Source organism: Pseudomonas sp. LABIM340 (assembly GCF_040017195.2).
In the GTDB taxonomy this organism is placed as follows: domain Bacteria; phylum Pseudomonadota; class Gammaproteobacteria; order Pseudomonadales; family Pseudomonadaceae; genus Pseudomonas.
Map to the genome: position 1 here is coordinate 3,707,737 of NZ_CM200227.1, position 24,578 is coordinate 3,732,314.

Annotated in this window: 20 protein-coding genes and 1 riboswitch; of the genes, 14 read left to right on the plus strand and 6 right to left on the minus strand. The window is 67.7% G+C overall.

Annotation, left to right across the window (positions count from 1 at the left end; all coding sequences use genetic code 11):
- Positions 1-44 precede the first annotated feature (44 nt).
- The 12 genes from ABKS89_RS17070 (at position 45) to ABKS89_RS17125 (ending at position 10,163) form a co-directional block, all read left to right on the plus strand.
- A complete protein-coding gene (locus ABKS89_RS17070; protein WP_167523196.1) occupies positions 45-185 on the plus strand; it encodes a hypothetical protein in 141 nt (46 codons plus the stop codon).
- A 122-nt stretch (positions 186-307) separates the two neighbouring features.
- Entirely contained in the window at positions 308-1,477 is a 1,170-nt protein-coding gene (locus ABKS89_RS17075) for an MFS transporter (protein ID WP_348586219.1), read from the plus strand.
- A gap of 223 nt (positions 1,478-1,700) precedes the next feature.
- A riboswitch (guanidine-I (ykkC/yxkD leader) is annotated at positions 1,701-1,805 on the plus strand.
- Between the two features lie 44 nt (positions 1,806-1,849).
- Positions 1,850-2,857 (plus strand): ABC transporter substrate-binding protein, encoded by a 1,008-nt coding sequence (locus ABKS89_RS17080; protein WP_348586220.1) that lies wholly within the window; start codon positions 1,850-1,852, stop codon positions 2,855-2,857.
- 54 nt (positions 2,858-2,911) lie between these two features.
- Positions 2,912-3,934 (plus strand): fatty acid desaturase family protein, encoded by a 1,023-nt coding sequence (locus ABKS89_RS17085; RefSeq protein ID WP_348586221.1) that lies wholly within the window; start codon positions 2,912-2,914, stop codon positions 3,932-3,934.
- Between the two features lie 2 nt (positions 3,935-3,936).
- On the plus strand, positions 3,937-4,710 hold the full coding sequence (locus tag ABKS89_RS17090) for an SDR family NAD(P)-dependent oxidoreductase (protein WP_348586223.1): 774 nt from the start codon (positions 3,937-3,939) through the stop codon (positions 4,708-4,710).
- Entirely contained in the window at positions 4,710-5,459 is a 750-nt protein-coding gene (locus ABKS89_RS17095) for an SDR family NAD(P)-dependent oxidoreductase (RefSeq protein ID WP_348586224.1), read from the plus strand. The genes ABKS89_RS17090 and ABKS89_RS17095 overlap by 1 nt, the downstream gene beginning before the upstream one ends.
- The gene (locus tag ABKS89_RS17100; protein WP_348586225.1) at positions 5,459-6,334 is read left to right on the plus strand and encodes a DMT family transporter; all 876 of its coding nucleotides are present in this window, start codon (positions 5,459-5,461) and stop codon (positions 6,332-6,334) included. Before ABKS89_RS17095 ends, ABKS89_RS17100 begins: the two co-directional genes overlap by 1 nt.
- Positions 6,331-7,095: a creatininase gene (locus tag ABKS89_RS17105; protein WP_348586227.1), complete on the plus strand. Its 765-nt coding sequence runs from the start codon at positions 6,331-6,333 to the stop codon at positions 7,093-7,095. Before ABKS89_RS17100 ends, ABKS89_RS17105 begins: the two co-directional genes overlap by 4 nt.
- A gap of 23 nt (positions 7,096-7,118) precedes the next feature.
- Positions 7,119-7,730 (plus strand): isochorismatase family protein, encoded by a 612-nt coding sequence (locus tag ABKS89_RS17110; protein WP_518301052.1) that lies wholly within the window; start codon positions 7,119-7,121, stop codon positions 7,728-7,730.
- Entirely contained in the window at positions 7,718-8,485 is a 768-nt protein-coding gene (locus ABKS89_RS17115; protein WP_348586229.1) for a hypothetical protein, read from the plus strand. The genes ABKS89_RS17110 and ABKS89_RS17115 overlap by 13 nt, the downstream gene beginning before the upstream one ends.
- Complete coding sequence (locus ABKS89_RS17120; RefSeq protein WP_348586231.1) at positions 8,482-9,312, plus strand: ABC transporter permease; 831 nt, start codon at positions 8,482-8,484, stop codon at positions 9,310-9,312. The genes ABKS89_RS17115 and ABKS89_RS17120 overlap by 4 nt, the downstream gene beginning before the upstream one ends.
- A 5-nt stretch (positions 9,313-9,317) precedes the next feature.
- Entirely contained in the window at positions 9,318-10,163 is an 846-nt protein-coding gene (locus tag ABKS89_RS17125) for an ABC transporter ATP-binding protein (RefSeq protein ID WP_348586233.1), read from the plus strand.
- A 201-nt stretch (positions 10,164-10,364) separates the two neighbouring features.
- On the opposite strand, the gene putA is transcribed toward ABKS89_RS17125, so the two are convergent.
- Positions 10,365-14,303 (minus strand): trifunctional transcriptional regulator/proline dehydrogenase/L-glutamate gamma-semialdehyde dehydrogenase, encoded by a 3,939-nt coding sequence (putA, locus tag ABKS89_RS17130; RefSeq protein ID WP_348586235.1) that lies wholly within the window; start codon positions 14,301-14,303, stop codon positions 10,365-10,367.
- Between the two features lie 399 nt (positions 14,304-14,702).
- The gene (locus tag ABKS89_RS17135) at positions 14,703-15,026 is read right to left on the minus strand and encodes a winged helix-turn-helix transcriptional regulator (protein WP_348586236.1); all 324 of its coding nucleotides are present in this window, start codon (positions 15,024-15,026) and stop codon (positions 14,703-14,705) included.
- A 109-nt stretch (positions 15,027-15,135) separates the two neighbouring features.
- Here ABKS89_RS17135 and gstA point away from each other — a divergent pair, with 109 nt between their 5' ends.
- Entirely contained in the window at positions 15,136-15,753 is a 618-nt protein-coding gene (gstA, locus tag ABKS89_RS17140) for a glutathione transferase GstA (RefSeq protein WP_348586237.1), read from the plus strand.
- A 25-nt stretch (positions 15,754-15,778) separates the two neighbouring features.
- On the opposite strand, the gene glgB is transcribed toward gstA, so the two are convergent.
- The 4 genes from glgB to ABKS89_RS17160 all read right to left on the minus strand — a co-directional run bounded on the left by glgB (position 15,779) and on the right by ABKS89_RS17160 (position 23,875).
- The gene (gene glgB / locus ABKS89_RS17145) at positions 15,779-17,956 is read right to left on the minus strand and encodes a 1,4-alpha-glucan branching protein GlgB (RefSeq protein WP_348586239.1); all 2,178 of its coding nucleotides are present in this window, start codon (positions 17,954-17,956) and stop codon (positions 15,779-15,781) included.
- Positions 17,953-21,288 (minus strand): maltose alpha-D-glucosyltransferase, encoded by a 3,336-nt coding sequence (gene treS / locus ABKS89_RS17150; protein WP_348586241.1) that lies wholly within the window; start codon positions 21,286-21,288, stop codon positions 17,953-17,955. The genes glgB and treS overlap by 4 nt, the downstream gene beginning before the upstream one ends.
- Positions 21,289-21,308: 20 nt before the next feature.
- Positions 21,309-23,291: an alpha-1,4-glucan--maltose-1-phosphate maltosyltransferase gene (locus ABKS89_RS17155; RefSeq protein WP_348586243.1), complete on the minus strand. Its 1,983-nt coding sequence runs from the start codon at positions 23,289-23,291 to the stop codon at positions 21,309-21,311.
- 107 nt (positions 23,292-23,398) lie between these two features.
- The gene (locus ABKS89_RS17160) at positions 23,399-23,875 is read right to left on the minus strand and encodes an MgtC/SapB family protein (RefSeq protein ID WP_348586245.1); all 477 of its coding nucleotides are present in this window, start codon (positions 23,873-23,875) and stop codon (positions 23,399-23,401) included.
- A gap of 198 nt (positions 23,876-24,073) precedes the next feature.
- Between ABKS89_RS17160 and ABKS89_RS17165 the strand changes: the two genes are divergently transcribed.
- Positions 24,074-24,478 carry a hypothetical protein gene (locus ABKS89_RS17165; RefSeq protein ID WP_138214324.1) on the plus strand — a complete coding sequence of 135 codons (405 nt, stop codon included), beginning with the start codon at positions 24,074-24,076 and terminating at the stop codon, positions 24,476-24,478.
- The last annotated feature ends 100 nt before the right edge of the window (positions 24,479-24,578 follow it).

Here is a 24,578-nt window from a genome sequence, read left to right on the forward strand (position 1 = left end):
TCACTAGAGTGCGCGGTTTCCGCCAGCCCCGTAATACCTGCACCATGACCCCGTTCTACCGCTTCGCCGACCCGAGCCTCGCCCTGCTGCGAGAGCCTCCGCGCGTACGCAAGATTGATACGGTGCTGCGCCGTCGCCGCAGCGTGCTGTTCGCCTTCACCTTCTCCCCGCCCGCCGGCTGCTGAGCCGGACGCCGCGCGCTCGCGCCGGCATTTCCGCATTCCGATTCCGCCCACCGGCAGCCGCCGATGGGCGCGTATGCATTGGCACGCCCGGCGCTGGAGCGCCCGGGCAAGAGAAGGTTTCCATGAATACCCCGAGCCCCCTCAACAAGCCGCTTCTCGCGGTGCTGCTGTTCGCCGTCTCCATCGTCGGCCTGAGCCTGGGTGCGACTTTGCCGCTGGTGGCGCTGCGCCTGCTGGACAACGGCGCCAGCGCGCTGAAGATCGGCATCCTCTCGGCGGTGCCGGCTGCCGGCATGATCCTCGCCGCCACCCTGGTGGACCGCGCCTGCCAGCTGATGAGCCGGCGCCGCCTGTACCTGCTGTGCTTCGTGCTGTGTACCGCGAGCACCGCGGCCATCGAGTTCAGCGGCCACTCCCTCTGGCTGCTGGCCGCCGCGCGCCTGGCGCTGGGCGTCGGCATGGGCATCGCGATCATCCTCGGCGAGGCCTGGGTCAACGAGCTGTGCGGCGAGAAGAACCGCGGCACCATCGTCGCCCTCTATGCCACCAGCTTCACCGCCTTCCAGCTGCTCGGCCCGACACTGGTCGCGCTGCTCGGTGCGCAGACTCCCTGGGTGGTGCTGCTGGTCAGTGCCGGGCATCTCATTGCCCTGGCCACCGTGGCCTTCGCCATGCCCGAGGAAAGCATCCACGAACACGTCGAAGAACCGCGCAGCTTCTCCCTGGCGGGCTTCCTGCGAGTCGCACCGGCGCTGTGCATGGGCGTGCTGTTCTTCTCCTTCTTCGACAGCGTGGTGCTCTCGCTTTTCCCCGTTTACGCTTCCAGTCACGGCTACGCGGTGGGCATCGCTGCGTTCATGGCGACGGTGATCCTGCTCGGCGACATGATCTGCCAGCTGCCGCTGGGCTGGCTGTCCGACCGCCTCGACCGGCCCACCCTGCACCTCGCCTGTGGCGTCGCGGCGATGCTGATCGGCCTCGCCCTGCCCTGGCTGATCAGCCAGCCGTCGCTGCTGTGGCCGGCGCTGATGCTGCTGGGCGCGGTGGCCGGTGGCGTCTACACCCTGGCGCTGGTGCTGATCGGCCAGCGTTTCCGTGGCCGCGACCTGGTCACCGCCAACGCCGCCGCCGGCATGCTCTGGGGCGTCGGCAGCCTGCTCGGGCCGCTGCTCAGCGGCAGCCTGATGGATCTCGGCCCGCAGGGCGTGCCAGTGGCACTGGCGCTCGCCGCCGGGCTGTTCGTGGCCACCGCAGCCGCCTCGCTGCGGCGCACCGCCCTGCGCACCGCCTGATGCCTCAATAGAAGGCAAGGCGCATCGACTTGGTGCCGGCACGCTCAAGCCGGGCCCTCGCCCTGCACCGGGGATTTCAGCTAAGCGGTTGAAATCCCCGGCGGTTTTTCGGTTTCAGAAAAGCTGGCATTTCAATTGCTCTGTCCCCTGCAACGGGATGCATCACCCACGGCAAGGTAGCCACCGGGTGGGCGAACGCTGCAAGGCACACACTGGAGTTGCACCACAGGCGAACTAGGGTTCCGGTCCTTCGCGAGAAGGGCGTCTGGTCCGAGAGTTTTCCGGCCCTAGGGACAGGGCTACACGGCGGGAGAAAAGCCCGGGAGACGTGATGTCATCCCGTGCCGATTTCCAACCGTTAGGAGCAATGCCATGACCATGCCGCTTTCCCTGCGTTCTTTGCGCAAGACCCTGCTCGGTGCCTGTCTGCTTGCTGCCGCCGGGGTCGTGCCGCTGACGCTCCAGGCCGCCGAGAAGCTCAAGATCGGCACCGTCGTCTGGGCCGGCTACGCGCCCTTCTACGTCGCCGACAAGCTCGACCTCTACAAGCCCCACGGACTGAAGGTGGAGCTGCAGTTCTTCAACGACCCGGCGCTGATCCCCACGGCCATGACCGGCGGCGCCCTCGACGGCGGCATGCTCACCTACGACCAGGTGGTCGGCGGTGTCGCCAAGGGTCAGCCCTACCGCGTGGTGATGCCCATCGACTTCTCCAACGGCGGTGACGCCATCGTCGCCGACAAGTCGATCAAATCGGTCGCCGATTTCAAGGGCAAGAAGATCGGCTTCAACCCGCTCTCGCCGTCCGATTTCCTGCTCGCCTATGCGCTCAAGAGCCACGGCCTGAGCGACAAGGACATCAACCCGGTGAACATGACGCCCGAGGGCATCCCCGGCGCCATGGCCTCCGGCAGCCTGCCGGTGGGCGTGACCTACGAACCCAACGTCTCGCAGATCCTCGGCATGCCCGGCGACAAGTTCCACGTCGTGTATTCCTCCAAGGACGCGCCGGGGCTGATCACCGACGTGCTGGTGTTCAACCAGGAGGTCATCGGCAAACGCCAGAAGGCGATCACCGCGATGATCCAGGGCTACGCCGACGGCCTGGCCTACATGAAGGCGCACCCGGACGAGTCCGCCGAGATCATCGGCAAGGTGCTGGGCGTCAGCGCCGCCGAGGCCAGGGAGCAGATGGCCGGGGTCTACAACATCCCGCTGGCGGAGATGAACAGGAACTTCGAGAAGTCCGACGCCACCAGCTCGTTCTTCGGCAGCGGCGCAGTGATCGCCCAACTGCTCAAGGACAACAGCCAGATCCCGGCGATCCCCGACTTCGCCCAGACCTTCGACGCGCAGTTCGTCCAGGCCCTCGCCCAGTAAGGCGCCCACCCACCGTTCCCGCCGGGAGGGCGGGAACGCCTACGGAGGTTCTTCATGTCCGCGTCCCTGTACCGCTACGCCGATGGCCGGCTGCCCAACAGCCTGGCCCTGGCCTATGCCTTCGGTGGCTACGCCGCCGGCTTCGCCCTGCTGTTCGCCGAGAGCTGGCTGCTCAATGCCGCCGGCACCCTGTTGCTGGGCCACGCGATGATAGTCGCGGCCTACCTGATCCACGAGTTCGCCCACGGCACCATCTTCGCCAAGCCCGCGCACAACACCTGGGCCGGCGAGGCCTGCAGCTGGTTGTGCGGCAGCTGCTATGCCGGTTTCCAGGACCTGCGCCGCAAGCACATGCGCCACCACGTCGATCGTGCCGACGTGATCACCTTCGATACCAAGGATCTCCTCGCTCGCAGCCCTCGCTGGGTGCGCGCCGTGGTGCTGGCCGCCGAGTGGGCCTACGTACCGGCGGTGGAGCTGATCATGCATTACTACGTGATCCTGCTGCCCTTCATCACCGATAACCCGCGCCACCGCGCCAACCGCCGCCGTGTGGCGCTGACCCTGCTGGTGCGCGGCGCCTTGTTCGGCCTGGTCGCCGCGGTCTCGCTCAAAGCGTTGCTGCTCTACTTCGTCGCCTGGACGCTGATGATCATCGTGCTGCGCTTCACCGACGCCTACCAGCACACCTACGACGCCTTCGCGGTGCTGGAGGACGGCGGCAAGATCCCCGACGACAAGGCCCGCGACCGCACCTACGAGCAGATGAACACCTTCTCCAACGTGGTCTCGGTGCGCTGGCCGGTGCTCGACCTGCTGCTGCTCAACTTCGCCTACCACAACGCCCACCACGAGAAACCCGTGGCGCCCTGGTACCGCCTGCGCAAGCTGCACCACGAACTGTACGGCGACGGCTACGCCCAGGTGTTGCCGATGCACCTGCTGTTCAAGGGCTTCCACCAGCACCGCCTGCGCCGCGTGGTGGATGACAACTACGGCGAGGTCGCGCCCGCCGGCAACGACCGCGCCGACGGCTTCTACGGCGCCGTGGGCGTCTCTTTCCTGACGGCGGTCTGAGCATGATCGACTACCGGGGCAAACGCGTCCTCATCACCGGTGCCGCCAGCGGCATCGGCAAGGGCCTGGCGCGGGCATTCGCCGAACAGGGCGCGTCGCTGGAGCTGATCGACCGCAACGCCGAGGCACTACAAGGCGTGGCGGACGAACTGGCGGCTCTGTGCAACCTGCGCGCTGCCACCCTCGACCTGGGTGACAGCGCCGCTATCGCCGCCTTCGCCGACAGCCGCCAGGGCGCTGCGCTCGACGTGCTGATCAACAACGCCGGCGTCGAGTACGCCACGCCGCTGGAAGGCGGCAACGCCGAGACCGACCAGCGCTGGCAGGCGCTGCTGGATAACAACGTTGCCTCGATGCTGCGCCTGACCCGCGCCCTGCTGCCGCAACTGCACGCCGGCAGCAGCGTGATCAACCAGGCTTCGATCTGGGGCCTGAAAGGCGTGCCGGGCTTCTCCGCCTATGTCGCCAGCAAGCACGCGGTGATCGGCCTGACCCGCTCACTGGCGTGGGAACTGGGGCCAAGGCTCATTCGCGTCAACGCCGTGTGCCCCGGCTGGATAGCCACCGAAGCGGCCATGCGCTCGCTGCGGGTGATGGCACAAGCCAACGGCCACAGCGAGGAACACGAACTGGCGCAGATCCTCGCCGCCCAGGCGGTGCCGGAACTGCTCACGCCGGCCGATCTCGCCGGCACCTTCCTGTTCCTCGGCAGTCCGCTGGCCTCGGCGATCACAGGCCAGGCGCTATCGGTCAGCCATGGCGAGGTGATGCACTGATGAAACCACTCGCAGGACAGACCGCATTGGTCACCGGCGCCACCCAGGGCATCGGCCGGGCCATCGCCCTGGCGCTGGCGGAAGCCGGTGCGCACGTGTGGATCAACCACCTCGACCAGACGGAAGCTGCCACCGCCCTGGTAGCGCGCATCGCTTCCAGCGGGGGCCGCGCCTATGCCGTGCAGGCCAACGTCGCGGAGCCGGAACAGGTCGCCGAGATGTTCGCCCGCGTGCTCGCCGAAGGTGAACTGGACATCCTGGTGAACAACGCCGGGATCATCCTGGAAAAGCCCTTCCTCGACACCAGCGAAGACGACTGGGCGAACCTTCTCGGTGTCGACCTGCACGCCGTCTACCGCTGCTGCCGCCATGCCCTAACGCACATGCAGGCGCGCGGCAACGGCAGCATCGTCAATATTGCCTCGGAACTGGGCCAGCTCGGTCGTGAGCGCTACGCCGCGTACTGCACCGCCAAGGCCGGGGTGATCGGCCTGACCAAGGCGCTGGCGCGGGAATTCGCCCCGCACATCCGCATCAACGGCGTGGCGCCGGGCCCGGTGGAGACGCCGATGGTCTCGGTCGAGCACATGAGCGAGGCGATGATCGCCCGCGAAACCGCCATCCCCGCCGGCCGCCTCGGTCAGCCGGAGGAGATCGCCGCAGCGGTGCTGTTCCTCGTCTCGCCCAGCGCGAGCTTCTTCCACGGACAGATACTCGGCGCCAATGGCGGCGCCTGGATGGGCGCCTGATGCGCGCGGAAATCGTCCTGCTGCTGGGCGCCGCCATCTGGGGCCTGGGCTGGATGCCTCTGGCGCACTTCGCCGGCCAGGGCCTTGCCGGCATGCCGCTGGTGCTCTGTACCTACGGGCTGCTCTGCGCGCTGGCCGTGCCGCTGGTGCTGAGCCAGCGCCGGCAGTGGTGGCCGCAACGCGGCGCCCTGCTCGCCATCGGCGTGTTTGGCGGCTGGGCCACGGCCGGGCTGGTAGCGGCGCTGTCCGAGGGCGATGTGGTGCGCGCCATGCTGCTGTTCTACCTGGCGCCAGTCTGGGGCCTGCTCGGTGGCCGCCTGCTGTTCGGCGAACGCCTGACACCCTCGCGGCTCGGCGCCCTGGCCCTGGCGATGCTTGGCATTGCCCTGACCCTGGGTATCAGCCATGACACCTTCCGCCCGCTGGCTGCCAGCGAATGGCTGGCGCTCTCCGCCGGCTTCGCCTTCGCCCTCAACAACCTGGCCACCCGCGCCGCCGAGCAGGTGCCGCTGGCCAGCAAGGCGGTGGTCGGCTTCATCGGCAGCGCCGCGCTGGGCGGGTTGTTCTGCCTGCTGCAAGGCACGCCGCTGCCCACCGTCGACGCCCACCAATGGCTGCAACTGGCTGGTTTCGGCCTGTTCTGGCTGGCTGCCATGGGTGCCGCGCAATTTGGCTTCAGCCACGTCGAAGCGAGTCGCGCCGCGGTGCTGGTGGTGATCGAACTGCTGGTCGCGGTCCTCACCGCTGCGTGGTTCGGCGAGCGCGAGCTGGGCCTGCGCGAGTGGCTCGGCGGCTCCCTGGTTCTGGCGGCGGCGCTGATCGCCGCGCGCCCTTCTCCTGACCTTTCCCCCACTCTCTGCGAGGCCGAAACATGACTGTCCGCATGGACCAGCTCAGCTGGGTCGAATACGCGCGCCGGGTGCGCGAGCAATCCCCCGTGGTCTTCCTGCCCTGTGGCGCCACCGAGCAGCACGGCCCGCACCTGCCGCTGGGCACCGATGCACTGCTGGCCAGTGCGCTGTGCGAAGACGTCGCCCGCCAGGTCGACGGTCTGGTCGCGCCCGCCCTGTCCTACGGCTACAAGTCCCAGCCCAAGTGCGGCGGCGGCCAGCACTTCTGCGGCACCACCAGCCTCGACGGGCAGACCCTGATCGCCCTGGTGCGCGACGCCGTGCGCGAGTTCGCCCGCCACGGCGTCACCCGCCTCGTGCTGGTGGACGGGCACTACGAGAACCAATGGTTCGTCACCGAGGGCATCCAGCTCGCGCTGCGTGAGCTGGGGCCTTCCAGCCCGCTGGAAGTGATGCGTCTGGAGCACTGGGACTTCTGCAGCGAAGCCACGCTGAACGACGTATTCCCCGACGGCTTCCCCGGCTTCGCGCTGGAGCACGCGGCGGTGATCGAGACCTCGCTGATGCTGCACTACCTGCCCAACCTGGTGCGCCTGGACCTGATCCCCGACGACGGCCCGGCCGACTTCCCGCCCTACGACATGTACCCCAGTCGCTCCGAGTGGGTGCCGCCTTCGGGCGTGCTGTCCTCGGCGCGCGGTTCCAGCGCCGACAAGGGCCTGCGCATGGCGAAGGACATCGTAAAAGGCATCGCCGCTGCGGTACGCAAGGAGTTCGAGCTGTGAGCGTCGCCCTGATCGTCATCGACATGCAGCGCGACTTCTGTGCCCCCGGCGGCTACGCCGACCAGGCCGGGCTGGAGATCGGCCGCCTGCGCGCGCCGATCCCGGCCATCTCGCGCCTGCTGGACAGCGCCCGCGCCCTGGGCCTGCTGGTAGTACATACCCGCGAAGGGCACCGCCCCGACCTCACCGATCTGCACGAGAGCAAGCGCCGCCGTGCCGAGCATGCCGGCGCTCCCATCGGCGTACGCGGCCCATTGGGGCGATTGCTGGTGCGCGGCGAGTATGGCCACGACCTGATCGACGAACTGCGCCCGCTGGCCGACGAGCCGGTGATCGACAAACCGGGCTACAGCGCCTTCGCTTACACCGACCTGGACCTGCTGCTGCGTCGGCGCGGTATCGGCCACCTGGTGCTCTGCGGCGTGACCACCGAAGTGTGCGTTTCTTCCACCCAGCGCGCGGCGGTGGAGCTGGGCTACGCCTGTACGCTGGTGAGCGATGCCTGCGGCTCGCCGAGTGCGGAGCTGCACGCCGCCGCCCTGGCCATGGTCGAGGTGGAAGGCGGGCTGTTCGGTCGCGTACTGGACAGCCGTTCCGTGCTCGCCGAATGGGAGGAAAACGCATGCCTGGCCTGAACATCTCCGCAGTACCGCCCGCCTATCTCGGCGTCTGGCAGCGCACCCTGCTGACCACTACCGGCGGTACGCATGACATCAGCACCCGCGTCTACTGGCTGCAGACCGAGCGCCTGTTCGCCGACCTGCGCATTCCGCTGCCGGCCCCCGAAACGCCCGAAGAACTGGCCACCCAGGCCGGTTTCGCCGGCCTCACCGAGATCACCGGTGATATCTGCCAGTGGCACCGCGCAATCGACTTCCAGCCGCCCAACGGCGGCGAGGACATCGGCCGCATGCACTTCGTGGACAGCGAAAAGGTGCTGGAGGACGGCCTGGACGGCAGCTACCACGAAGTCTGGGAGCGCCTGCCCGAATCCCTCGGGCGCAACCGTGGCACCTGGCTGCTCGGAGCGGACGGCCGCCAGGGCTGCCTGCTGCTGGCCGGCGACTGCTTCCTGTTCGCCGCCGGGCGGCGCCTGCCGCAGCCCCACGCACCATCACTGGCCGCAATGCTGGATAGCGACAACCCCGAGCTGCTGGATTTCGAGCTGAGCTTCGGCCGTCACCAGGGCGGCATAACACCCTGGCGTATCGAACTGAGCACGCTGCCCGCACGCATCGGCACTCGCCTGCTACCCGTCGAAGCCGATCCCGACCACCCCGAACTGCTGCGCGACGCCAACTGGCTCAACAGCCTGGGCGCCACGCCGCCCGCCGGTGGCTGGCAACCCTGCGAGCTGCCCCTGTACCCCAATGAGGAGGTGACGCCATGACCGCTCACCAGCCCCTGCCCCGCCCCGTCGCGCAACCCGCCCGCCAGCGCTGGTGGGTGATCCGTGGCGAGCTGCCGCGCAGCGCCATCTGGACCCTGGCCGCCGCCGGGCTGCTGTTGCCGTTGCTGTTCTGGTGGGCCTACAGCGCTGCCGGTCTGGCCAACCCGATGTTCTTCCCCGGCCCGGACGCCGTGCTCAAGCGCATTGGCCACTGGTGGAGCGACGAAGGGCTGGTGGGCGACATCGCCATCAGCGTCTGGCGGGTCATGGCCGGCTTCCTCGCCTCGGCGGTGATCGCCCTGCCGCTGGGCCTCTACATCGGCACCTACCGCCCGGTGCAGGCCTTCCTCGAACCGCTCACCGACTTCATCCGCTACATGCCGGCGGTGGCGTTCATCCCGCTGGTGATGCTTTGGGTCGGCATCGACGAAGGCTCCAAGGTGCTGATCATCTTCATCGGCACCTTCTTCCAGATGGTGCTGATGGTCGCCGAGGATGTGCGCCGCGTGCCCATGGCACAGATCGAGGCGGCGCAGACCATGGGCGCCAGCCGCGCCGAGACCATCCGCCTGGTGGTGCTGCCCTCGGCGCGCCCGGCGCTGCTGGACACCCTGCGCATCACCTGCGGCTGGGCCTGGACCTACCTGGTGGTGGCCGAACTGGTCGCCGCCAACTCCGGCCTGGGCTACGCCATCCTGCGCGCCCAGCGCTACATGCAGACTGACAAGATCTTCGCCGGCATCCTGCTGATCGGCGTCATCGGCCTGCTCACCGACCAGGCCTTCCGCTGGCTCGGCCGGGTCGCCTTTCCCTGGATGAAGAGGTAAGCCTGATGAGCCAGAACAAGATCGCCATTCGCCACGTCGACAAGGTCTTCAGCAGCCAGGGCCGGCACGTGCAGGCTCTGCAGGACGTGAACCTGGAAATCCGTGCCAACGAGTTCGTCACCTTCGTCGGCGCCTCGGGCTGCGGCAAGTCCACCCTGCTGCGCAGCATCGGCGGGCTGGAACGCCACAGCGGCGGCGAAATCCTCGTCGATGGCCGCGCCGTGGACGGCCCCGGCATCGACCGCGCCATGGTCTTCCAGCACTACAGCCTGTACCCCTGGCTGCGGGTGATGGAGAACATCAAGTTCTGCCGCCGGCTCAAGGTGGTGTCCGACACCGTGCGCGGCGACGCCGACGTGGAAGTCGCCAGCGGCCGCGCCGACGCGCTGCTCAGCCTGATGGGCCTGTCGGCATTCGCCCAGGCCTACCCCAGCCAGCTTTCCGGGGGCATGCAGCAACGGGTGGCGATCGCCCGTGCGCTGATGCCCAAGCCGCAGATCCTGCTGATGGACGAGCCCTTCGGCGCGCTGGACGCGCAGACCCGCGAGGTGATGCATGACCTGATCCGCCACGTACACCGCCTGGAGAACAGCACCATCCTGTTCGTCACCCACGACGTCGACGAGGCAATCTACCTGGGCGGGCGCGTGGTGCTGATGGCGCCGCGCCCCGGCCGCATCGACAGCGTCTACGAGGTGCCGCTGCCGGCCGAGCGCAACCAGGACATGAAGATGGCTCCCGAATTCATCACCCTGAAGAAGGAAATCCTCGCGCGCATCCGCGAGACCTCGGGCATGAGCACTGACCTTGAACTGCTGGAGCAGCTGACCCGCACCGCGGCGCCGGTCTGAGTCGGAAGGAAAGGAATCGGCGGAGCGGATAGCCCCGCCGTTGTGCCGGGCGCTGGGCCCGAGACGGATTGCGCAGGAAGCGCGAGGGGAACGGCCTGCCGGGAGCGGGTAGCTCCGCCCGAGGGCTGGCGGGCCGCGTGGCCGCAGATGCAGCCGTAAAACTGGCCGGAAGCGCCCGGTAAGGCGCTTCCGGCACCGTCGTCAGCCGATGGTCATCAGGCTGGCGTTGCCGCCGGCAGCGGCGGTGTTGACGCTCAGGGCTCGCTCGATCAGCAGGCGTTCCAGCGGGATGTCGGTTTCCCCGCGGTTCAGCCCGGTGACGCCGACGATGGCGCCCTTGCGCTTGCTGGCCTGCTCGCAGACCGCACGCAGCTGGTCCGAATCGCCGTGGTGCAGGATGGCGTCGAACACCTTGTCGGTCACGCTCCAGTCGGCGACCAGCTCGATGCGCTGAGCGACTTCCTTGGGCAGTTCCTTGACCACGGCAGCGTTGGACTCGGCCACCAGCGGACGGCTGCCGACGCTGAGCACCGCAGCCAGCTGGGCCAGCAGGTCGGAGCGGTCTTCCGCCAGGCACAGCACGTGCTCGCGCGGCAGCAGGGTGTAGGTGTTGCGCTCGCCGGTAGGGCCGGTGAGTACCTGCTGGGTGAAGCTCTGTGCGAGTTCGCCGTAGCCGCCGAGCAGGGTCGCCAGGGCGGCGTCCTTCTGCCCTGCCCACTTGGTCAGCGCGTCCACGGCCTGCTGGGCATCCTTCGGACGCGGCAGCGCCTGGGCGCCGTCGCCCTTGAGCTGGTTGGCCACCGCATCCTGCGGACGGGTCGACAGCAGGCGATACAGGTACAGCGGGCCGCCAGCCTTCGGACCGGTGCCGGACAGGCCTTCACCACCGAAGGGCTGCACGCCGACCACCGCGCCAACCACGTTGCGGTTCACGTAGAGGTTGCCGACATGGGCGGTGCCCACCACCTGGGCGATGGTCTCGTCAATGCGGGTGTGTACGCCCAGGGTCAGGCCGTAGCCGGATTCGTTGATCTGCGCGAGCAGTTGGTCCAGGTCGGCGCGCTGGTAGCGCACCACATGCAGCACCGGGCCGAAGATTTCACGCTTGAGCTCGCTGAAGCTGTCCAGCTCGATCAGGGTCGGCACGACGAAGGTGCCGCGCTTGATTTCCTCGGCATCCACGCGGGCACTCTGGAACACCTTGCGGCCTTTGTCGCGCATGGTCTGGATGTGCTTGTCGATGTTGCCCTTGGCTTCCTCGTCGATCACCGGACCGATGTCGGTGTGCAGGCGTTCCGGCGCACCGACGCGGTATTCGGCCATGGCGCCCTTGAGCATCTGCACCACGCGGTCGGCGGCGTCTTCCTGCACGCACAGCACGCGCAGCGCGGAGCAACGCTGGCCGGCGCTGTCGAAGGCGGAGTTGACCACGTCGACCACCACCTGCTCGGCCAGGGCCGAGGAGTCGACGATCATTGCGTTGAGGCCGCCGGTTTCGGCGATCAGCGGGATGGTGCGACCCTGGGCGTCGAGGCGGCCGGCGATGTTGCGCTGGAGGATGCCGGCCACTTCGGTGGAACCGGTGAACATCACGCCACGCACGCGCTCGTCTCCGACAAGGCGCGCACCCACGGTTTCACCACGGCCCGGCAGCAGTTGCACGGCGCCGGCGGGCACGCCGGCTTCCAGCAGGATGCGCACGGCTTGCGCGGCGATCAGCGGAGTCTGCTCGGCGGGCTTGGCCAGCACGGTGTTGCCGGCGGCCAGGGCGGCGGCCACCTGGCCGCTGAAGATCGCCAGCGGGAAGTTCCAAGGGCTGATGCAGACCACCGGGCCCAGTGGGCGATGACTGTCATTGGCAAAGTGGGTGCTGGCCTGGGCGCCGTAGTAGCGCAGGAAGTCCACCGCCTCGCGCACTTCGGCGATGGCGTTGGCGAAGGTCTTGCCCGACTCTCGCACCAGCACGCCCATCAGCGACTGGATCTCGGCTTCCATCAGGTCGGCGGCGCGCTGCAGGATGGCGCCGCGCTCGGCCGGCTGGGTGGACTGCCAGATCTGCGCGCTGGACAGCGCGCCGAGGATGGCATTGTTCACGTCGGCTTCGCTGGCTTCACGCACGTGACCGACCACGTCACGCAGGTCGGCCGGGTTGCGTACCGGCTGCGGCTCGCCCGGAGCGGCATCGGCCAGGCCCAGCATCGGCTCAGCGATGTAGACGGTGTTGGTGCTCGACAGCAGCGCCGAGGACAGCGAACCCAGGCGGTGTTCGTTGGCCAGGTCGATGCCGGCGGAGTTCAGTCGGGAATCGCCATAGAGGTCGCGCGGCAGCGGGATGCGCGGGTGCGGCAGGCCCAGGGTGCCTTCCTGCGCGGCCATCTGCTCGACCTGCAGCACCGGGTCGAGCACCAGGTCCTGCAGCGAGATGCTGTGGTCGGCGATGCGGTTGACGAAGGAGGTATTGGCGCCGTTTTCCAGCAGGCGACGCACCAGATACGCCAGCAGGGTTTCATGGCTGCCCACCGGGGCGTAGATGCGGCACGGACGGTTGAACTTGCCGTCGGCGACCTTGCCCACCACCTGCTCGTAGAGCGGCTCGCCCATGCCGTGCAGGCACTGGAACTCGTACTGGCCCGGGTAGTAGTTCTGCCCGGCCAGCTGGTAGATGGCCGACAGCGAGTGGGCGTTGTGGGTGGCGAACTGCGGGTAGATGGATTCCGGCACGGCCAGCAGCTTGCGCGCGCAGGCCAGGTACGACACGTCGGTGTACGGCTTGCGGGTATAGACCGGGTAGCCTTCCAGGCCGTTGACCTGGGCCAGCTTGATCTCGCTGTCCCAGTAGGCGCCCTTCACCAGACGGATCATCAGGCGGTGGCGGCTGCGCTTGGCCAGGTCGATCACGTAGTCGATCACGTACGGGCAGCGCTTCTGGTAGGCCTGGATGACGAAGCCGATGCCGTTCCAGCCGGCCAGCGACGGCTCGAAGCACAGGCGCTCGAGCAGGTCGAGGGAGATTTCCAGGCGGTCGGCTTCCTCGGCGTCGATATTGATGCCGATATCGTAGTCGCGGGCCATCTTCACCAGGCCGAGCACGGTCGGGTACAGCTCGTCCATCACGCGGTCGTACTGCGCGCGGCTGTAGCGCGGGTGCAGCGCGGAAAGCTTGATCGAGATGCCCGGGCCTTCGTAGATGCCACGACCATGGGAAGCCTTGCCGATGGCATGGATCGCCTGCTCGTAGGAGGCCAGGTAGCGCTTGGCGTCCTCCTCGGTCAGCGCGGCTTCGCCGAGCATGTCGTAGGAGTAGCGGAAGCCGCGGGATTCCATGTTCGCCGCATTGGCCAGGGCCTCGGCGATGGTTTCGCCGGTGACGAACTGCTCGCCCATCAGGCGCATGGCCATGTCCACGCCCTTGCGGATCAGCGGCTCGCCGGACTTGCCGATGATGCGGTTGAGCGACGAGGACATGCCGGCTTCGGTGTGGGTCGCCACCAGCTTGCCGGTGATCAGCAGGCCCCAGGAGGCGGCGTTGACGAACATCGACGGGCTCTGGCCCAGGTGCTGGCTCCAGTTGCCGTTGCTGATCTTGTCGCGGATCAGCGCGTCACGGGTGGCCTTGTCCGGGATGCGCAGCAGCGCTTCGGCCAGGCACATCAGCGCCACGCCTTCCTGGGACGACAGGGAGAACTCCTGCAACAGGCCCTGCACCAGGCCCTGGCGGCCACCGGCGTTCTTCTGGTTACGCAGCTTCTCGGCAATGCCCAGCGCCATCTTGCTGGCGGCGCCGGCCTGTTCTTTCGGCAGGCGGGCCAGGTCCAGCAGCATCGGCAGCGCTTCGGTTTCCGGGCGGCGGTAGGCGGCGGTGATGGCCGCGCGCAGCACCGACTGCGGCAGGATGCTTTCGGCGAAATCGAGGAAGACCTGCAACCCTTGTTCGTTCAGCGAATCCAGCGATTCCTCGCCCGCCGCCGCTGCCAGCCCGGATTGCTCGGCCGGGGTGAGCCCGCCTTCCACCTGCTCCAGGTAGGAGAAGATGGCCTGCTTGATCAGCCAGTGCGGGGTACGGTCGAGTTGCTGGGCAGCCAGCTTGAGGCGCTCGCGGGTGGCGTCGTCGAGCTTCACGCCAAGGGTGGTGGTGGCCATGGGGCTTCCTGTTGTTAGAAGGTGTGCCTGAAAACGGCGCAAGGTTATACCGCCGAATCGCAAGGTGCAACCAGGTGCAACCCAATAAAAACAAGCCTTTGGTCTTACGCGCAGATCCGGTGCAACCGGTGACATTTCCCCCACACGGCGCTACCAAACGGAGCATGACCACGGGCTCGCCCAGCTACAACCCGCAGGGGTCGGCCGGACGACAGGAAGAAAGCAGTGTTCGTGCCAGAGCTGGAAAAGGTGCAACCCGGAATTCGCGGGGAAACAACCTGTAGGAGCGAGCCATGCTCGCGATCGGCCGGCAGGGCCGGCGCTGGCAGCGGCACAACCGCCAGCGGTAGCGACCAAGCGCGCCTTCAGGGGCGCTTCGTGGGGCCAGGTGTCCTCGCCCTACAGCTCCGGACGGGCCTTGAGCCAGAGTCCGAAGGTCTTCACCACCTCCACCACCGGCCGCAAGCGGTCACCGTCATAGCTCAGGCAGTACTCCACCCGCGGCGGAACCTCGGGATACACGGTACGAATCACCATCCCCGCCTCCTCCAGCGCCCGCAGCTCGGCGGTCAGCACCCGCTGGGAAATCTCCGGCATGTCACGGCGCAACTCGTTGAAGCGCTTGCTGCCGTCGAGCAGATACGACACCAGCAGCAGCCGCCAGCGACCGCCGATCATCCGCATGGCCTCCTCGACCGAGCAGCCCGAAACGTTCTTCTTCATCTTTGCTTCCCGGTAACCTTTTTGTGCCCAGCGCACAAAAAAGTGCGTTCTTACGCGCCGCATCGGGGTCGGGAATACTGGCCACCCATTTCCGACCAGAGTCCGCCCGATGAAGCTCTACTTCGCCCCCAACGCCTGCTCCCTCGCCCCGCACATCGTCCTGCGCGAGCTGGGCCTGCCATTCTCGCTGGTACGCGTGAACAACCAGACCAAGCGTACCGCCGACGGCGGCGACTTCTACCGGATCAACCCGAAAGGTTATGTCGCGGCGCTGGAACTGGAAGACGGCACGGTGCTGACCGAAGGCGCGGCGATTCTACAGTACCTCGCCGACCTGCAGCCCGAGGCCGGCCTTGCGCCGGCCAACGGCAGCCTGGCGCGCACACAGCTGCAGGCCCAGCTGAACTTCATCGGCAGCGAATTGCATGCCGGCATGAGCCCGCTGTTCAGCAGCGAGATTCCGCAAGACGTGAAAGCTGTGCTGCGCGGCAAGCTGGCGAAACGGCTGGGCTACATGGAACAGGTGCTGGGCGAGAGCGGCCACTGTTTCGGTGAGGGTTTCAGCATCGCCGATGCCTACCTGTTCACCGTGCTGGGCTGGGCGGAACACCTGAAGGTAGACCTCTCGCCCTTCCCCGTCATCCGCCGTTTCCGCGACACAACCGGCGCGCGGCCGGCCGTCATCGCGGCGCTGCGCGCGGAAGCCGAATCAGCCGCCGTGGCGTAGCTGCGGGAACGGGCCATGCCCGCGGCTACAGATCGATGGCATCGCCCGCCGGGCGCAGTATCAGGCAGCCCAGCGGCGGCAGGTCGAGCGCCAGGGACTGCGCCTGCCCGTGGGACTCATGCGGGTCACTCTCCAGCATCCCACGGCTGCCCGCGCCAGAGCCGCCGAAGCTGTCGGCATCGCTGTTGAGCAGCACCTGCCAGTGCCCCGCCAGCGGCACGCCGATGCGGTAGTGCGGGCGCGGCAGCGGGGTGAAATTGTGCACCACCAGCAGCGGCGCGCCGTCGCCGGCCAGCCGCAACCAGGCGTAGACGCTGTTGCGCTGATCGTCGCCGATCAACCAGTGGAAGCCTTCGGCTCGGTCATCGAAGGCATGCAGTGCGGGCTCGTCACGCAACAGCTGGTTCAGCTCGCGAACCAGCGCCTGGACGCCGAAGTGCTCGGCGTAGCGCAGCAGGTACCAGTCCAGCTGGCCGTCGTGGTCCCACTCGCGCCACTGGCCGAATTCGCAGCCCATGAACAGCAGCTTCTTGCCCGGATGGGTCCACATCAGCGAGAGGAACAGCCGCAGGTTGGCGAATTGCTGCCAGCGGTCCCCCGGCATCTTGCCCAGCAGCGAGCCCTTGCCGTGCACCACCTCGTCGTGGGAGATGGGCAGGATGAAGTGCTCGGAGAACGCGTAGAGCAACCCGAAGGTCAGCTTGTGATGGTGGTAGCCGCGGTTGATCGGGTCCTCGCGGATATACGAGAGGCTGTCGTGCATCCAGCCCATGTTCCACTTGTAGGCGAAGCCCAGGCCGCCCTCCTCCGTGGGCCGGCTGACGCCCGGCCAGGCGGTGGACTCCTCGGCGATCACCAGTGCGCCCGGCGCCTCGGTCAGCACCACAGCGTTGAGGTGGCTGAGGAACTCGATGGCTTCTAGGTTCTCCCGGCCGCCGAGGCGGTTGGGAATCCACTCACCATCCTTGCGCGAATAGTCGCGGTAGAGCATCGAGGCCACCGCATCCACTCGCAATCCGTCGATGTGGTACTCGCGCAGCCAGTGCAGCGCCGAGGCCAGCATGAAGCCGTGCACCTCGTTACGGCCCAGGTTGTAGATGAAGGTATCCCAGTCCTGGTGGAAGCCCTCGAACGGGTGCGCGTACTCGTACAGCGCGGTGCCGTCGAAGTGCGCCAGGCCATGGGCATCAGTGGGAAAATGCGCCGGCACCCAGTCGAGGATCACGCCGATCCCGGCCTGGTGGCAGCGATCGACGAAGCGAGCGAAATCCGCCGGACTGCCGTAGCGCGCAGTGGGCGCGAACAGCGACAGCGGCTGGTAGCCCCAGGAGCCGCCGAAGGGGTGTTCCATGATCGGCATCAGCTCGATGTGGGTGAAGCCCAGGTCGTTGATATAGGGAATCAGCCGGTCAGCCAGCTCGTCCCAGGTCGGCGCGCGGTTTTCCACCCACTGCCAGGAGCCGGCTTGCAGTTCGTAGATGGACAGCGGCCGGTCGAACCCCTGATGCTCGCCGCGCTGCAGCATCCACGGGTCGTCCTTCCAGGCGAAAGGCGTCGGGTCAGGCACCCGCGAGCCGGTGGCCGGCGGCATCTCGGTGGCCAGCGCCATGGGGTCGGCCTTGAGCGGCAGCAGGCCTTCCTGGCCCAGCAGTTCGTATTTGTAGACTTCTCCCGGCTGCAAGCGCGGGATGAACAGCTCCCAGACCCCTGCCGGGTAGCGCAGGCGCATCAGATGCCGGCGGCCGTCCCAGCCGTTGAAGTCGCCCACCACCGATACTCGTCGGGCATTGGGCGCCCACACGGCGAAGCGCACGCCGGGCACGCCCTCGTGCTCAATCACCTGTGCGCCGAAGCATTTGCCCAGCTGGCGATGATTGCCTTCGGCGAACAGGTAGAGATCCAGCTCACTCAGGGACGGGCCGAAGGCGTAGGAGTCCTCGGTGACCTGCTCGTGCTCCGGCCAGTGGATGCGCAGACGGTAGAGCGTTCGCTGCGGCAGGCGCGCCATGAACAGCCCGCCGGCATCCAGCGGCTCCATGGCGGCGAGGAACTCGTCCTGCGGCGACAGCAGCTCCACCGCCAGCGCGCCAGGCAGCCACGCACGCACCAGCTCGCCGTCTTCATCCCGGTGCGGACCGAGGAAGGCGAAGGGATCGGCGTGGTCGGCACGCTGCAGATGGTCCAGGTCGCGGGGCGGGGTCATGTACGTCCTCCAATCAGGTGTCGCGCCAGTTCAAAGAGTCCCTGCAGGGGTACGTCCAGCCAGTCGGGGCGGTGCCCGGCTTCGTAGAGCACTTCGTAGGCAGCCTTCTCCAGGCTGAACAGGGCCAGCGCCGCGCCCTCGCCTTCACGACCATGCCATTCATGGGGCAGGTCCACCGCCGCCGCTCGGTAGGCCTCGAGGAAAGCGTCGCGAGCTTCGCGGCGATAGCGCAGCGCCAGCTCAGCGCGGGCCGCCTGCACCTCCGCCGGCGCCTCGGTGCCCTGGGCGCTGCGCAGGGCCATGGCAGCGGCGTAGTCGAAGGAGCGCAGGACGCCGGTCACGTCCTTGAGCGGGCTGTGGCGCCGGCGGCGCTCGGCCAGCGGGCGATTCGGCTCGCCCTCGAAGTCAATGAGGAAGGCATCGCCCTGCACCACCAGCACCTGGCCCAGGTGCAGGTCGCCGTGGACGCGGATCATCACCCCGCCCTCCGCCAGCCGCGCGAGATTGCCCACGGCCTGCAGCAGTTCGCTGCGTTTTTCCAGCAACCAGTCGACCATCACGCCGCCGCGCTCATCCAGCTGGCCGCGCGAGCGTTGCAGGGCTTCCAGCGCCTGTTCGATCTGCGCGCTGATACTGCTGGTCCATGCTGTGCTATCGGCGGCGGCACTGCGGTGCAGGCCGAAGTCCGGCACCTCGGTCGCCTCGGCGAGCAACTGGTGCATTTCGCCCAGGCGCAGGCCGAGCTTGCCGGCGAACAGGCGTAGCTCCTCCATCGCATCGAATTCCGGCTCGGCGGTTTCCACGCCCGGCAGCAGGCCGTCGCGCATGGCGCGCTCCAGCTGGTTCAGCGACCAGTTCCAGGCGTCGCCCTGGTTGCTCAGGTAGCCCTGCAGCAGCATCAGTGTATGCGGGTGCCCAAGGGCGTCGATGCGGCGCACTTCGCCCAGCAGTGGAGCGATATTGGCGAAGCCGCGCCGGCTCAGGTAGCCACCCATTTCCGCTTCCGGGTGTACGCCGGGGAACACCCGGCGCAGCAGCTTGAGCAGCAGCCGGTCGGCGATCAGCGCGGAGCTGTTGGACTGGTCGACGCTGAGTACCCGCACCTCTGCGTCTTCACCGATCTCGCTGTACTGCAGCAGCCCCGGTTGCGGCAGGAACTGCAGCTCGCCGGCGGGGCCTTGCAGGGTTGCGGTCTCGCGCAGCAGGCGCAGCACCAGGCGGCTGAATGCCGGCAAGGCGAAGGCATCGGTCAGCAGGCCGACCTTGCGCCCGCGGCGCAGTCGGGCCATGGCCAGCTGTTGCGGCAGGTCGTGGCCGGTGCTGGCCTTCTCCGGCACGGCAGCCAAGGGCAACTGGTAATGCTCGGCGCCCTCGGCCCCGGCAACCTCCACCTCCGCCAGCATCGGCGCCGCATCGTCTTCGGTCAGCGGCATGGCGTAGAGCAGATGGGCGCTGCCCGTCTCCAGGCGGCCGGCGGCGAACCAGCGGCGCTTGGGCAGGTAGCGCGGCAACGAGTCGTTCTCCAGCAGCTCGCGCGGCGCGCCCTGCATGATCTCGCCCAGGCGCTGCGCCAGCACCAGGGTCGGCAGTTCGGGCATGCGCTCTACCGGCTGCACGTGCCAGGCCGGCATCTGCTGGCTGTCGGCCAGGTAGAACCAGTAGAAGCCGTAGGGCGGCAGGGTCAGCAGGTAGGTCAGTCGGCCAATGGGCGGGAAGGACGCACCACCGAGCATCTCCACCGGCACCCGGCCGTCGAACGCGGAGAGGTCCAGCTCCACCGCCTGGGCGGCGTTGGACAGGTTGGCGACGCAGAGGATGCTCTCATCACCCGCGTCCTCACCCTCCGGCCGGTACTGGCGCAGGTAGGCGAGGATGCGCCGGTTGGGCGGCGACAGCATGCTGATGCTGCCGCGACCGAAGGCCTTCTGCTGCTTGCGCACGCCGAGCATGCGGCGCATCCAGTTGAGCAGCGAGTGCGCGTCGCGGGCCTGGGCCTCGACGTTGACGCTCTGGTAGCCATACAGCGAATCGAGGATCGGCGGCAGCACCAGGCTCGCCGGGTCCGCGCGGGAGAAGCCGCCGTTGCGGTCCGCCGACCATTGCATGGGCGTGCGCACACCATCGCGGTCGCCGAGGTAGATGTTGTCGCCCATGCCGATCTCGTCGCCGTAGTACAGGGTCGGCGTGCCGGGCATGGACAGCAGCAGGCTGTTGAGCAGCTCGATGCGCCGGCGGTCGCGCTCCACCAGCGGTGCGAGGCGCCGGCGAATCCCCAGGTTGATGCGCGCGCGGCGGTCGGCGGCGTAGTAGTTCCAGAGGTAGTCACGCTCGTCGTCGGTGACCATCTCCAGCGTCAGTTCATCGTGGTTGCGCAGGAAGATCGCCCACTGGCAGTTGTCGGGGATGGCCGGGGTCTGGCGCAGGATGTCGCTGATCGGGAAGCGGTCTTCCTGGGCGATGGCCATGTACATGCGCGGCATCAGCGGGAAGTGGAAGGCCATGTGGCATTCGTCGCCGGGGCCGCCGTCCGTCCCTCCAAAGTACGGGCGGGTGTCTTCCGGCCACTGGTTGGCCTCGGCCAGCAGCATGCGGTCCGGGTAGTGGGCATCCAGCTCGGCGCGGATGCGCTTGAGCACCACGTGGGTCTCGGGGAGGTTTTCGTTGTTGGTGCCGTCGCGCTCGATCAGGTACGGGATGGCGTCCAGGCGCAGACCGTCGACGCCCATGTCCAGCCAGTAGCGCATGACCCCGAGCACCGCGCGCAGCACCTGCGGGTTGTCGAAATTCAGGTCCGGCTGGTGCGAATAGAAGCGGTGCCAGAAGTACTGCCCGGCGACCGGGTCCCAGGTCCAGTTGGACTGCTCGGAGTCGATGAAGATGATCCGCGTCTGGTCGTACCTGCCGTCGTCGTCGGACCACACGTACCAGTTGCGCGCCTGGGAGCCCTTCTTCGCCCGCCGCGCGCGCTGGAACCAGGGGTGCTGGTCGGAGGTGTGATTGATGACCAGCTCGGTGATCACCCGCAGGCCGCGCTCGTGCGCCGCATCGATGAAGCGGCGGGCATCGGCCAGGGTGCCGTAGTCCGGGTGCACGCCCTTGTACATGGCAATGTCGTAGCCGTCGTCGCGCCGTGGCGAGGGGTAGAACGGCAGCAGCCAGAGGGTGTTCACGCCCAGTTCGGCGATGTAGTCGAGCTTCTCGATCAGCCCGCGGAAGTCGCCGATGCCGTCGTTGTTGGCGTCGAAGAAGGATTTGACGTGCAGCTGGTAGATGACCGCGTCCTTGTACCAGAGCGGGTCATCGAGAAAGGGGCGGGTCTTGCGCTTGGCCATGGGTCGCGCTCCTGTACGGGTCAGGTCTCGGGATGCAGGCGCCAGATGCCGAACGGCAGGTGCCAGGGCTCGATGCGCATCCACTGGCGCTTGCCGCGCCAGGTCCAGCGGTGGCCGTTCATCAGGTCCTCACCGCCCATGGACGCATCATCGGGCAGGCCGAACTCCCACAGCGGCAGTTCGAAGTCCGCCTCCTGGGCGTTCTCCGGGTCGAGGCTGACCGCCACCAGGATGAAGTTGGAGAGGTCGGCGGTGCGCTTGCCGAACAGCAGGATGTTGTCGTTGAACGCGTGATAGGCCTGGAAGCCGAGGTGGCTGTGCAGCGCCGGGTTCTCGCGGCGGATGCGGTTGAGCCGGGTGATCTCGCCGACGATGTTGCCGTGGGCGTGGTAGTCGCGCTGGCGCAGCTGGTACTTCTCGGAGTCGAAGTACTCCTCCTTGCCCGGTACCGGGTCCGCCTCGCACAGCTCGAAGCCCGAGTACATGCCCCACAACCCCGAGCCCATGGTCGCCAGCGCGGCGCGAATGAGAAAGCCAGCACGCCCGGAACGCTGCAGAAAGTACGGGTTGATATCCGGCGTGTTGACGAAGAAGTTCGGCCGGTAGCAGTCGCGCAGCGGCGGCTGGTTCAGCTCGCTGAAGTACTCCTCCAGCTCCTGTTTGGTGTTGCGCCAGGTGAAGTAGGTGTAGCTCTGGCTGAAGCCGACCTTGCCCAGGCGCGCCATCATCGCCGGGCGGGTGAAGGCCTCGGCGAGGAAGATCACCTGCGGGTGTTCACGGCGCACCTCGGCGATCAACCATTCCCAGAACGGCAGCGGCTTGGTGTGTGGGTTGTCGACGCGGAACAGGTTGACGCCCTGCTCCACCCAGCCCAGCACCACCTGCAGCAGCCCCATCCACAGATCAGGCACGGCGTCCGGCGCATAGAAGTCGACATTGACGATGTCCTCGTACTTCTTCGGCGGGTTCTCCGCGTGGCGGATGGTGCCGTCGGCGCGCCAGCTGAACCAGCCGGGATGCTCGCGCAGCCAGGGGTGGTCCGGCGAGCACTGGATGGCGAAGTCCAGGGCGACTTCCAGGCCGTGCTCGCGTGCGGCCTCGACCAGCTCGCGGAAGTCCTCCAGGGTGCCCAGCTGCGGGTGCACGGCTTCGTGGCCGCCCTCCTCGCTGCCAATGGCATAGGGGCTGCCGGGGTCGTCCGGGCCGGCCTGCAGGCTGTTGTTACGGCCCTTGCGATGCTGCCGGCCGATGGGATGGATCGGCGGAAAATAGAGGACGTCGAAACCCATGGCGGCGATGTCCGGCAGCCGCCGGTGAACGTCGGCGAAGGTTCCGTGCTGGCCCGGCACGGGGCTCTCCGAGCGCGGGAACAGCTCGTACCAGCTGGCAAACTCGGCCAGCGGGCGCTCCACGTCCAGCTCGAAGGTCAGGCTGCGGGTGAGGTACGGGCGGTGCTCGGCGCGTTGCATCACGGCCAGGGTGCGCGGTGCCATGAACAGGCCGAAACGCTCTTCGCGCCCGGCCTTGCCCTGCAGGTCGCGGACGATCTCCGCGAGCTCCGCTTCGCAGTCCTCCGGCGCCGTCTGCAGCACGTTCTGCAGCAGCTCGATGCCCTCGCGGAACTCCAGGTCCACCACCTGCCCGGCGGCGTACTTCTTCTCCAGCTCGTAGCGAAAGCTCGCGTAGCTGTCGATCCAGGCCAGCACGATGAATTCGCTGCGGCCGACCTGGGTCGGGGTGATGAGCGCCTCCCAGTGGTCATTGCCCAACGGCTGCAGCGGCGTCTTCTGCCACGGCTGGCCCTTGCCCTCGCGCCAGGCGACCTCGGCGGCCAGCTTGTCGTGGCCATCGCTGAAGATGCGCGCATGGATGCGCGATGCGCGGTGGCTGATGGCCTTGGCGGCGAAGCGGCCGCTTTCCAGGCGCGGTTCCACGTCCTCGATGACGATCCGCGCCTCGTTGGCGGCGGCCTCGGCCCGGCTGGCCGGATTCTCCAGTTCCATTGCGGCGCCCTCCTCGCGGCGGTGCGCGCCCCTGGCGCGCTCGTGGTGGATTGGCGAGCTACAGGGGTTGGGAACGGCTGCGATCCGGCAAGTTCAGGCTAATTGCGCTAGCGGTTGTGCTCGAAGCGACGGGGCAGGCAGTGCAGCACCAGCAGGGCGAGCACGGTGCCGAGCACCGCGGTCGCCGAATGCCCGAGACCCACGCTGATGCCGATGGCGGTGCTCAGCCAGAGCCCGGCGGCGGTGGTCAGACCCTTCACCTCCGAGACCTGGCTGCCCTTGAGGATGGTGCCCGCGCAGAGGAAGCCGATGCCTGCGGCGATGCCCTGGATCACCCGGCTGACCGCATCGGCCTGGGCACCGCCCTCGCGGATCGCCATCACGAACAGCGCCGCGCCCAAGGTCACCAGCATGTGCGTGCGCAGGCCGGCGGCCTTGCCCTGGCTCTCGCGTTCGAAGCCCAGCACGCCGCCGAGGAACGCGGCGAGACTCAGGCGCAGCGTGGCGCGGGTGATCTGCTCGACGTCGCTGAGGTCGGAGAACTCCGCGACCAGCGTCAGCCAGATGCGCTCGAGTGTGTCCATGGCCGGCTCTTGTGGTGCCCCTGATAGGAGTCCAGACCGGCACGAAGGCGATTTGGTTTGGACGAATTCGCCAGCGGCGGCCAACCGCTCGGCGGAAACTCACCCGATACATCGTGAAAGCCGCGTGTTCCGTGGTCCATCACTCAACCCCGGCCGCCCGCAGGCCAGGCATCGTGCAATCAGCACAGGAGACCATGGATGAGCGATGACCCCGAGAGTTTCGCCAATGCCTACCAGAGTGCCCTGGTGGAGGTGGCCCTGCCGGCCTTCGCCCGCGCCAGCGAATTTGCCCGCGAACACGGCCTGGAATGCAGCGTGGAATTGCTGGATGGCCGCCGCGACCTGCCGGAGTTGAGCCTGAAGGTCCGCAACTCCTGCTACGACGCCGAGTGCATCTGCCGTATCAGCGCTGACCCGCAGACCCAGCGCCTGTGCCACGAGAACCGCTGCGGCGAGACCGAAGCCGACGTGCAGCAGGTCATCGGCTCGCTCGCTTCGCTCAACGAGATGGTGCTGGATACCCGGCTGCTGGAATTCTTCCAGAGCTCCTTCGCCCTGCACCTGGACTACGCGTCCAGCCGGCACGCCGGAGGCTTCTGGTAGCCATCGAGCCTGAACGACGATGCCCCTTGCCCGTCAGCGGGCAAGGCCAGATTGTCTTGCGTTATGGTACCCTCCCCAGCCCCACTTCACGATCAACTGC

What these genes read in the sequence shown, in the direction of transcription:
- ABKS89_RS17070 (WP_167523196.1), top strand. Translation starts at nt 45, where the DNA reads ATGACCCCGTTCTACCGCTTCGCCGACCCGAGCCTCGCCCTGCTGCGA.
- ABKS89_RS17075 (WP_348586219.1), top strand. Translation starts at nt 308, where the DNA reads ATGAATACCCCGAGCCCCCTCAACAAGCCGCTTCTCGCGGTGCTGCTG.
- ABKS89_RS17080 (WP_348586220.1), top strand. Translation starts at nt 1,850, where the DNA reads ATGACCATGCCGCTTTCCCTGCGTTCTTTGCGCAAGACCCTGCTCGGT.
- ABKS89_RS17085 (WP_348586221.1), top strand. Translation starts at nt 2,912, where the DNA reads ATGTCCGCGTCCCTGTACCGCTACGCCGATGGCCGGCTGCCCAACAGC.
- ABKS89_RS17090 (WP_348586223.1), top strand. Translation starts at nt 3,937, where the DNA reads ATGATCGACTACCGGGGCAAACGCGTCCTCATCACCGGTGCCGCCAGC.
- ABKS89_RS17095 (WP_348586224.1), top strand. Translation starts at nt 4,710, where the DNA reads ATGAAACCACTCGCAGGACAGACCGCATTGGTCACCGGCGCCACCCAG.
- ABKS89_RS17100 (WP_348586225.1), top strand. Translation starts at nt 5,459, where the DNA reads ATGCGCGCGGAAATCGTCCTGCTGCTGGGCGCCGCCATCTGGGGCCTG.
- ABKS89_RS17105 (WP_348586227.1), top strand. Translation starts at nt 6,331, where the DNA reads ATGACTGTCCGCATGGACCAGCTCAGCTGGGTCGAATACGCGCGCCGG.
- ABKS89_RS17110 (WP_518301052.1), top strand. Translation starts at nt 7,119, where the DNA reads ATGCAGCGCGACTTCTGTGCCCCCGGCGGCTACGCCGACCAGGCCGGG.
- ABKS89_RS17115 (WP_348586229.1), top strand. Translation starts at nt 7,718, where the DNA reads ATGCCTGGCCTGAACATCTCCGCAGTACCGCCCGCCTATCTCGGCGTC.
- ABKS89_RS17120 (WP_348586231.1), top strand. Translation starts at nt 8,482, where the DNA reads ATGACCGCTCACCAGCCCCTGCCCCGCCCCGTCGCGCAACCCGCCCGC.
- ABKS89_RS17125 (WP_348586233.1), top strand. Translation starts at nt 9,318, where the DNA reads ATGAGCCAGAACAAGATCGCCATTCGCCACGTCGACAAGGTCTTCAGC.
- putA (WP_348586235.1), bottom strand. Translation starts at nt 14,303, where the DNA reads ATGGCCACCACCACCCTTGGCGTGAAGCTCGACGACGCCACCCGCGAG.
- ABKS89_RS17135 (WP_348586236.1), bottom strand. Translation starts at nt 15,026, where the DNA reads ATGAAGAAGAACGTTTCGGGCTGCTCGGTCGAGGAGGCCATGCGGATG.
- gstA (WP_348586237.1), top strand. Translation starts at nt 15,136, where the DNA reads ATGAAGCTCTACTTCGCCCCCAACGCCTGCTCCCTCGCCCCGCACATC.
- glgB (WP_348586239.1), bottom strand. Translation starts at nt 17,956, where the DNA reads ATGACCCCGCCCCGCGACCTGGACCATCTGCAGCGTGCCGACCACGCC.
- treS (WP_348586241.1), bottom strand. Translation starts at nt 21,288, where the DNA reads ATGGCCAAGCGCAAGACCCGCCCCTTTCTCGATGACCCGCTCTGGTAC.
- ABKS89_RS17155 (WP_348586243.1), bottom strand. Translation starts at nt 23,291, where the DNA reads ATGGAACTGGAGAATCCGGCCAGCCGGGCCGAGGCCGCCGCCAACGAG.
- ABKS89_RS17160 (WP_348586245.1), bottom strand. Translation starts at nt 23,875, where the DNA reads ATGGACACACTCGAGCGCATCTGGCTGACGCTGGTCGCGGAGTTCTCC.
- ABKS89_RS17165 (WP_138214324.1), top strand. Translation starts at nt 24,074, where the DNA reads ATGAGCGATGACCCCGAGAGTTTCGCCAATGCCTACCAGAGTGCCCTG.